The organism is Nitrosospira sp. Nsp13 (genome assembly GCF_900101945.1).
GTDB classification, from domain to species: domain Bacteria; phylum Pseudomonadota; class Gammaproteobacteria; order Burkholderiales; family Nitrosomonadaceae; genus Nitrosospira; species Nitrosospira multiformis_D.
In genome coordinates, this window is sequence record NZ_FMVD01000018.1 from 34,147 (window position 1) to 42,460 (window position 8,314).

General features: G+C 51.9%; 10 protein-coding genes. 2 read left to right on the forward strand and 8 right to left on the reverse strand.

Annotation, left to right across the window (positions count from 1 at the left end):
- The first annotated feature begins 136 nt into the window (after positions 1-136).
- Entirely contained in the window at positions 137-1,513 is a 1,377-nt protein-coding gene (locus BLO43_RS14960) for an FAD-binding oxidoreductase (RefSeq protein WP_090907752.1), read from the forward strand.
- Between the two features lie 79 nt (positions 1,514-1,592).
- Here BLO43_RS14960 and BLO43_RS14965 read toward each other — a convergent pair whose 3' ends face one another.
- The 4 genes from BLO43_RS14965 to BLO43_RS14980 form a co-directional block, all read right to left on the reverse strand.
- On the reverse strand, positions 1,593-2,192 hold the full coding sequence (locus BLO43_RS14965) for an SCO family protein (protein ID WP_090907753.1): 600 nt from the start codon (positions 2,190-2,192) through the stop codon (positions 1,593-1,595).
- A gap of 10 nt (positions 2,193-2,202) precedes the next feature.
- Positions 2,203-3,096 (reverse strand): heme o synthase, encoded by an 894-nt coding sequence (cyoE, locus tag BLO43_RS14970; RefSeq protein WP_074630530.1) that lies wholly within the window; start codon positions 3,094-3,096, stop codon positions 2,203-2,205.
- Between the two features lie 143 nt (positions 3,097-3,239).
- Complete coding sequence (locus tag BLO43_RS14975; RefSeq protein WP_090907754.1) at positions 3,240-3,806, reverse strand: SCO family protein; 567 nt, start codon at positions 3,804-3,806, stop codon at positions 3,240-3,242.
- Between the two features lie 16 nt (positions 3,807-3,822).
- Positions 3,823-4,545, reverse strand: a complete 723-nt coding sequence (locus tag BLO43_RS14980) for an SURF1 family protein (RefSeq protein ID WP_302847706.1) — start codon at positions 4,543-4,545, stop codon at positions 3,823-3,825.
- Positions 4,546-4,606: 61 nt separating this feature from the next.
- On the opposite strand from BLO43_RS14980, the gene BLO43_RS14985 reads away from it, so the two are divergent.
- Entirely contained in the window at positions 4,607-4,798 is a 192-nt protein-coding gene (locus BLO43_RS14985) for a twin transmembrane helix small protein (RefSeq protein WP_090907756.1), read from the forward strand.
- A 55-nt stretch (positions 4,799-4,853) separates the two neighbouring features.
- Here the strand turns inward: BLO43_RS14985 and BLO43_RS14990 are convergent, their stop codons facing one another.
- From BLO43_RS14990 to ctaD, 4 genes are all read right to left on the reverse strand, one after another.
- Positions 4,854-5,711: a cytochrome c oxidase subunit 3 gene (locus BLO43_RS14990; protein WP_090907757.1), complete on the reverse strand. Its 858-nt coding sequence runs from the start codon at positions 5,709-5,711 to the stop codon at positions 4,854-4,856.
- 31 nt (positions 5,712-5,742) lie between these two features.
- Positions 5,743-5,952 (reverse strand): DUF2970 domain-containing protein, encoded by a 210-nt coding sequence (locus BLO43_RS14995; protein ID WP_217628086.1) that lies wholly within the window; start codon positions 5,950-5,952, stop codon positions 5,743-5,745.
- Positions 5,949-6,506 carry a cytochrome c oxidase assembly protein gene (locus BLO43_RS15000; RefSeq protein WP_090907758.1) on the reverse strand — a complete coding sequence of 186 codons (558 nt, stop codon included), beginning with the start codon at positions 6,504-6,506 and terminating at the stop codon, positions 5,949-5,951. The genes BLO43_RS14995 and BLO43_RS15000 overlap by 4 nt, the downstream gene beginning before the upstream one ends.
- A gap of 121 nt (positions 6,507-6,627) precedes the next feature.
- Complete coding sequence (gene ctaD, locus BLO43_RS15005) at positions 6,628-8,208, reverse strand: cytochrome c oxidase subunit I (protein WP_090907759.1); 1,581 nt, start codon at positions 8,206-8,208, stop codon at positions 6,628-6,630.
- Positions 8,209-8,314: the final 106 nt, after the last annotated feature.

Sequence of the window (8,314 nt, forward strand, 5' to 3'; positions counted from 1 at the left end):
GATACTCTGGATTGCGGATCGGATGGTCGGATTTGTAATCTGAGATTTCGCACACCCGGATTGATACGTGTTTTGGTGAAGGATCCTGTCATTGAGTCGTTCAATACTGCCTGCCCTGTCTGGCGATTTTCCTCGAATGCTTCCTGTTGACTTCGTCGCCCGGCTCCGGGATCTTTTGCCTCCTGATCGGCTGCTCACGGACCCTGTGGATTGTTACGCCTATGCCTACGACAATAGCCGAAAAATCTTCCCGCCTGCGGCGGTTGCGTTTCCGGTGACGGCAGCGGAAGTTCAGGCTATTGTGGCACTTTGCAATGATCATGGAATCCCGCTCACCCCGCGTGGACGCGGCACTGGGACGTCGGGAGGAAGTCTTCCCGAACAGGGAGGTGTCGCGTTATCGCTGGAACGCATGCTGCGTGTTGTTTCAGTTGATCCCGCCAACCGTGTGATTGTTGCCGAACCGGGCGTCCTCAATCAGTCAGTACAGGAGGCTGCCAAACCCTATGGTTTTTTTTGGCCGCCCGACCCGTCCAGTGCCGCCTATTCAAGTATAGGCGGGAATCTGGCCACCTCCGCGGGCGGACCCCATGCGGTAAAATATGGGACGACACGGGACCATGTGCTGGGGCTGAGAGCCGTGACGGGGGCAGGCGAGTTTATCAAAACCGGGTGCTATACCACGAAAGGTGTGGTGGGTTACGATTTAACGCGGCTTTTAATTGGCTCGGAGGGTACGCTGGCCGTCATCACCGAGGCTACACTCAAGCTTACTCCTCTCCCTCAGGCGCGTGGTGGGATCACTGCACACTACCGTGATGTCAGAAGTTGTGCGTCCGCGATCGTTAAGGTGATGGCGCTTCCGGAAACCCCTAGTGCGCTTGAGTTTCTGGATGCGGGCGCACTCAACCTGATCCGTGGGCACTTTCCAGACATGGTGCCCGGTAACACCTGTGCCATGCTGATGATCGAGGTGGATGGGCCTTCTCATTGCATCTCGGAGTCAAGTGCGTCGATTCTCGATGCCTGCCGCAATTCGGGGCTGATTCTCGCCGGGGAAGTCGCGGATGCCGCCACCTTGTGGCGGGCGCGTAAGACGCTATCCCCGCTATTGCGCGATATCGCACCAAAAAAAATCAACGAGGATGTGGTGGTGCCCGTTTCGGCATTACCGGAATTTCTGGATGGCTTGGCGCGGCTAACTGGCGAGTACGGGATTGCCAACGTCAATTTTGGCCATGCGGGCAATGGTAACATTCATGTCAATCTGCTGGTAAATCCGGATATCGGCGATGAAATGGATCGTGCGGAGAGATGCCTGAATGAGATGTTCGATCTGGTAATCAGGCTCAATGGTACGTTATCGGGTGAACATGGAGTGGGCAGCGAGAAACGCGCATACGTCGGCAAGGAGATTGATGCGACAACGCTGGCATTGATGAAAGATATCAAGCGAGTATTCGATCCCCGTAATATCCTTAATCCGGGAAAGTTATTCCCTGGGGATCCATAATAGATGTAACGTATCGCACTTTGGAGCGCAAACAGAAGTCTTGGCGCAGTGTATCTCCCTTTCTCCGTAACACCCGCCGTTATGCGGAAGTCCTCAATAACTCCACGATATCATGGGCGAAAACATCCCGGCCAGCGCCGTTGCTCACGTACAATCTGAGTTTTCCCCTGGGATCAAAAATATAGGCACCGGACGAGTGATCCATGGTGTGATGATCCGCCGAGTTCGACATCTGCTTCTGATAAACGATCTTGAATTCGCTGGCGATGTCTCTGGTTGATTGTGGATCACCGTATAGGCCCAGAAATGCTGGACTGAATGCCGATAGATATTGCGCTAACTGCTCGGGAGTATCGCGTTCCGGATCGACTGTAACGAATAATACCTGCACACGCGCCGCGTCTTTATCCAGCTTCTGCAGGGCAGCCGCAATTTCTCCCATGGTAGCGGGGCATATGTCGGGGCAGTGCGTATATCCGAAAAAGAGAACTACGGCTTTACCTTTGAAATCAGCCAGAGTTCTGGATTTACCCGTATGGTCGGTGAGTTTGAAATCCTTGCCGAATTCGGCGCCTGTGATATCCGTTGCCAGAAAAGTTGGCTTGGCGGTATTCCCGCAAGCCGCCAAAACAAGCACCGCCGACCATACTATAGCCGCATAGAGGGCACGATACCTCATGCGAAATTGTTCAGAACCGGATGTAGTGATCTACCAGTAATACAACGAACAACGCCGCCAGATAAAAAATCGAGTACCGAAAGGCTCTTCGCGCAAGCTGATCACTGTAGTCGAGATAAATCTTTACTGCATAGTACAGAAATACCGCATCCAATACCGCCGCACCGATTAGATAGATGAGCCCACTCATTTGGGTGGCATAGGGCATGAGCGTCACGCCGATGAGTATTAGCGTGTATAGAAGAACATGCAAACGCGTAAACTTGTCGCCATGGGTTACCGGCAACATCGGCATTCCCACTTTTGCGTATTCCAGCTTCCGGTAGAGCGCTAGCGCCCAGAAATGGGGAGGAGTCCAAGCGAAAATGATAAGAAACAGGAGTAACGCATCAGCGGTCACTTCGCCCGTCACCGCCGCCCAACCCAGTACAGGCGGCATTGCGCCGGAAGCACCGCCGATCACTATATTCTGCGGCGTCATTGGCTTCAGTATTACTGTATAGATGATTGCGTAGCCGACGAATGTACCGAGGGTAAGCCACATGGTTAAGGGATTTACCAGCTCATGAAGAATGAGTAATCCCGCTCCACCAACCAGCGCCAGAAAAAACAAAGTTTCCGGAGAAGTTACCTTTCCCCGTGGCAACGGCCTGGCACGCGTACGCGCCATGACGGCGTCGAGCTTTTGCTCCACCAGGCAATTGACCGCCGCGGCTGCACCCGCCACAAGCGCAATTCCCAGCGTGCCAAATATTAGTGCGTTTAATGGAACCGCACCCGGGACTGAGAGAAACATGCCGATAAACGCAGTAAAAACGATGAGCGAGACGACTCTCGGTTTGGTTAATCGGTAAAATTCCTGCACACGCGAAGCGGTTTGTTGCCAAGCCAATGTAGTAGCCATAATTATTACCTCCTAATTCATCTGTCGCAGGCACAACTACCTGCTTCTGTCTCATAAATGCTAAATTATTTGCGGCTGCGATCTATTTTCCTGCACCTGAGGTCCAAGATAAAGTTCTGGATCCCCCAAGATATTTATTCACTTTAATGCTTTGAATCCGTTCCCATCGCATGTTCCAATTGAGAAACTTTGAGCAGCCGTTTAATATCTTTTGCCATGAGCGCTGGGTCTGGATTTTTGGGAAAACGCATCATCAGGTTTCCTATGGGATCTATCAGATATATGTGATCATGCCGTGAATCCTTTGCCGGAAGTTGCGAAAGTATGTCGCTATCTTTGGCATTGATCCGCCATGTACCCTCGAACTCGCTCGCGATTTCAGGTGCTGGCACTTCCGGGTCGTCAATCAGCCATACACGCTCTACACGTTCCTTTTCTGTATTTTGTATCAGCCGGACCTGACGCATATAGTAGAGTTTTTTCCGGCAATACTCGTCGCATTTCCCCGAATCCACCGATATCAACGCCCATTTTCCGCGTAGGTCACGTATGCGAAAAATGGTATTGTTGGATTGATTCAAACCATCTCCCGCCAGGGGCTTCACTTTGAGCAATTCGCCATAATTTACGCTCTCAGGTCTTACTTCCCAAAAATAAAGCGTATAAGACGCGATAATCGGCGCACCCATCAATACCAACAACAGGATCATCGTACGCCTGTTTGTTCTATTTGCTTTTGGAGTGCTCTCGTTTGACACTTAACACCAAATAAATAATCGATACGGCGAATGCCATCGCGAACCATTGAAATGCATAGCCGAGGTTCTTGCCGGCACCCGAGTCTGGCCGAGTCCACTGCCGCACCAAACCGTCCTTTATATCATCCTGCTGCAATATCATCACAGGCTGCAGCGTTAACCCCGTGGCGGTGCGGTAGCGCTCCAGATCAAGATTCTCCCATACTTGACCCGATACGAGTTCATCGGAAAGCTCAAGCGTTTTCTGTGTTGCGGACGTTGCAACCCCTGAAATCACCACCGTGCCACCGGGTATGACTACCTCCGGCAATTTTCTGCGATCGCGGTCCGCAGCTGCCCAACCGCGATTGATCAAAACGTGCATCGAACTTGTACCGATTCTCAGGGGAGTGATGATGTGGTAGCCAGCCATTCCCTTATATATCTTGTTATCCAGATAAATCGTATGTTTCGGTACATACACGCCGCTAACCTCGACATGCCGGTATTGCAAGTCCTCGAGCTTGACAGGCACAGCAGGCAACGCTACAGCGGGCTGCTGGGAGCGTAAATCAAGTTGCTCCTGCCTCGATTCTTTTTCCCGAGCTCGGGAAAGCTGCCAATTACCAAGCTGCAACATAATTATTATTACTATCGCCGCAGTCGCTGTTGACCATAATCGCGGCGTAAATCTCCAGCCTGAAATAGTCATTGGATAGTGTGTGGAACTCGGCTAAACTTGTTCCTGAACCCTACAACTACCGGAATTAGCCTTGAAAATCGTCGTCGTACTATTTCTGTTCTTCATACTCGCCAGTCTGGCATCCGCTTTATATTACCTGGTCAAAGACAAGGGGCAGGGTACGCGCACCGTCAGGTCCCTGACCTTTCGCATCGGTTTGTCAATGTTTCTCTTTGCCTTGCTGATGCTGGGCACTTACCTAGGCTTCATTCCGCTTCAGTGATTTGCCGGACTTAAGGACGGCTACGAAGCTCAATCCCTCAAGTCCGGACGCTGTCTTATATCAACCAGTAAACAAAGATAAACAGCCCCAGCCAGACCACATCCACAAAGTGCCAGTACCAGGCAACGCCTTCAAAGCCGAAGTGATTCTCGGGCGTGAAGTGGCCCGCCATGACACGAAACCATATCACCAGCAGCATGATGGAACCCAGCGTTACATGGAAGCCGTGAAAACCGGTCAGCATGTAAAACGACGCGCCGTAGGCACCAGTCGTCAGCTTGAGATTGAGATCGGAATAAGCATGACCATATTCATACGCCTGGAGGCCGACAAACAGGAATCCCAGCGCGAAAGTCAGAAACAGGCCCATTTTCAGCTGCCCACGCTTGTTCAGTTTGAGTGCCCAGTGCGCCCAAGTAACCGTCACACCCGATGTCAGCAGTATCAGGGTATTGATGGCAGGAAGCCCCCATGGTCCCATAGGCATGAACTTCTCGCTGATCCCGGGGCCAGCCGTAGGCCAAATACCCGTGAAATCCGGCCACAGAATCTTATGCTCCAAATCAGAAAGCCAGGGAATCGAAAACACCCGCATGTAGAACAGCGCCCCGAAAAAAGCAGCAAAGAACATCACTTCGGAGAAAATGAACCAACTCATCCCCCAGCGAAAAGAGGCACCCACCTGCGAGCTGTACTTGCCACCTTCGCTCTCCCGCGCCACCGTGCGGAACCAGACAAAGCACATATAAAATAGGATGGCAAAGCCAATTGCCAGCAGCCCATAACCAATCGGAAGTCTATTGACTGAAAAGGCGGCACCAAAACCCATGAATAACAGCGCTATCGACCCGGTCATCGGGTAAGTCGATGGGGCTGGAACGTAGTAATGACCGTGACCTGCTTCTTGGCTCATGTTGAATCTCCCGCGTATAATTAATTAATTTCTAACTTGTTACAAATTTAACCAGCAATAACACGCCCACCACAAACAACGCTGCACCAACGATTCCCGCAATAATCACCTGTCCCATTGTCAGGGTTGCCGCATCATGGTCATGATCGGTATGCTTTCTCACACCAAAAAAAGCCCATGATACTGCCTTCATCGCTTGAATGAAGGTTCCCTTGGCCGGTTTATCGCTCTTGTCTTTCAACTTTTACTCACGCGGCTGCCCGCGTCAGCCGCCTTGTCGCCACCAAGTTCAAAGAATGTGTACGAAATGGTCACGGTATCATAATCGACCGGTAAACCCGGTTCAATCATGAATTGAACCGGCATCTGCCTTACCTCGTTTGGCTTTAATACTTGTTTGCTGAAACAAAAACATTCAAGCTTCTTCAGGTGCTTGGCTAGCAATTGGGGACTGTAACTGGGTATTGCCTGGCCATTTATTTCGCGATTTGAATTATTTCTGACTTCATACATTACCTGCACCAATTCACCAGGATGTATGCGCACAGTGGATTGCAGCGGTTTGAATTCCCATGGTAGCCCGCGTGTATTCGCGTCTAGCTGCACCGTTACCCACCGACTGGTGTCCACTTGCGTATTTTCCGCCAGCGTATCCGCCTGCAACAAATTATTAATCCCTGTAACTTCGCAAATCTTTTCATAGAACGGCACGAGCGCAAAGCCAAAACCAAACATGGCTACTGTAAAAATCAGTAGCTTCTTCATGACGATGGAATTGGATTGGATTACGTTCATTTCCAGTTCTTTATAATGACTGTAACAAAAAGACCCACCACGATTGCCAGCAGAATTAGCGCCGTTCTGATTACTCCACGCTTCCTTCGCGCATCTTCTGCTGACATATCGTAGCCGTTTATTACCTGACGACCGGGGGCGTTTCGAAGCTATGGTAAGGCGCCGGCGACGGCAGTGTCCACTCCAGCGTAGTCGAACCTTCCCAAGGATTCGCTGGCGCCTTCTCTCCGCCACGGATGCACTTCAGCACCACGACGAGGAATATCAACTGACTCAGGCCAAACCCGAAAGCGCCGATACTGGAAATCATATTGAAATCGGCGAATTGCAACGCATAGTCGGGGATACGGCGTGGCATGCCTGCCAGTCCCAAGAAGTGCTGCACAAAGAAGGTAAGGTTGAAAAAGATCATTGACATCCAGAAATGTAATTTGCCCAGCTTCTCATCGTACATATGTCCGGTCCACTTCGGCAGCCAGTAGTATGCCCCACCGAATATCGCGAACAACGCACCTGACACCAGCACATAGTGGAAGTGCGCAATCACGTAGTAGGTATCCTGTACCTGAATATCTATCGGCACGATGGCGCAGACCACGCCGCTGAAACCGCCAATCGTAAACAGGAAAATAAAACCGATGGCGAACAGCATGGGCGTCTCGAAGGTCATGGCGCCACGCCACATGGTGGCGGTCCAGTTGAACACCTTCACGCCGGTCGGTATCGCGATCAACATGGTCGCGTACATGAAAAACAGTTGCCCGGTGACCGGCATGCCGGCGGTGAACATGTGATGCGCCCAGACGATGCAGGACAGGATGGCAATGGAGGCGGTCGCGTAAACCATCGAGGAGTAGCCAAACAATGGTTTGCGCGCAAACGTCGGAATGATCTCCGAGACAATGCCAAATGCCGGCAAGATCATGATGTAGACTTCCGGGTGCCCGAAGAACCAGAACACATGCTGGAATAACACCGGATCGCCACCGCCCGCCGCATTAAAGAAATTGGTGCCGAAATTGCGGTCGGTCAGCAGCATGGTAACGGCTCCCGCCAGCACCGGCATCACCATGACCAGCAGATACGCCGTGATCAGCCAGGTCCAGACGAACAGCGGCATCTTCATCAGCGTCATGCCCGGCGCGCGCATATTGAGAATGGTGGTGATGATGTTGATCGACCCCATAATGGAGGAAGCGCCCATGATGTGGAGGGCAAAGATTCCCATATCCATACCCATGCCCATTTGTACCGATAGCGGCGGATAAATTGTCCAGCCACCCGCGGGCGCCCCGCCCGGCACAAAAAACGAGGATATCAATAGCAATGCCGCCGGAGGCAGCAGCCAGAAGCTCCAATTGTTCATGCGCGCGAAAGCCATATCCGGCGCGCCGATCATCATCGGTATCTGCCAGTTGGCAAAACCGACAAACGCCGGCATGATGGCGCCGAACACCATCACCAAGCCATGCATGGTGGTCAACTGATTAAAGAACTCCGGCTGGACGATCTGCAGACCCGGCTGAAACAACTCGGCCCGGATAGTCAGCGCCATCACGCCCCCCGTGAGGAACATGATGAAACTGAACCACAGATACATCGAACCGATGTCTTTGTGGTTGGTGGTGGTCAGCCAGCGCATCATCCCGGTGGGGTGATGGTCGTGTGCGTGTGCAATGTCGTGATCGTGTACTGCTGCCATGATTTCCTCCTTGATGCTATTTTCTGAGTTCGTTGATTTCGGATGGCTGCACTACGTCGCCTGTCGTATTGCCCCAGGCATTGCGTTCGTAGGTGACCACCGCCGC

Bases quoted from the DNA above. Each gene is read 5' to 3' on its own strand.
- BLO43_RS14960 (WP_090907752.1), top strand. From the start codon at position 137: ATGCTTCCTGTTGACTTCGTCGCCCGGCTCCGGGATCTTTTGCCTCCT.
- BLO43_RS14965 (WP_090907753.1), bottom strand. From the start codon at position 2,192: ATGAGGTATCGTGCCCTCTATGCGGCTATAGTATGGTCGGCGGTGCTT.
- cyoE (WP_074630530.1), bottom strand. From the start codon at position 3,096: ATGGCTACTACATTGGCTTGGCAACAAACCGCTTCGCGTGTGCAGGAA.
- BLO43_RS14975 (WP_090907754.1), bottom strand. From the start codon at position 3,806: ATGATCCTGTTGTTGGTATTGATGGGTGCGCCGATTATCGCGTCTTAT.
- BLO43_RS14980 (WP_302847706.1), bottom strand. From the start codon at position 4,545: ATGACTATTTCAGGCTGGAGATTTACGCCGCGATTATGGTCAACAGCG.
- BLO43_RS14990 (WP_090907757.1), bottom strand. From the start codon at position 5,711: ATGAGCCAAGAAGCAGGTCACGGTCATTACTACGTTCCAGCCCCATCG.
- BLO43_RS15000 (WP_090907758.1), bottom strand. From the start codon at position 6,506: ATGAACGTAATCCAATCCAATTCCATCGTCATGAAGAAGCTACTGATT.
- ctaD (WP_090907759.1), bottom strand. From the start codon at position 8,208: ATGGCAGCAGTACACGATCACGACATTGCACACGCACACGACCATCAC.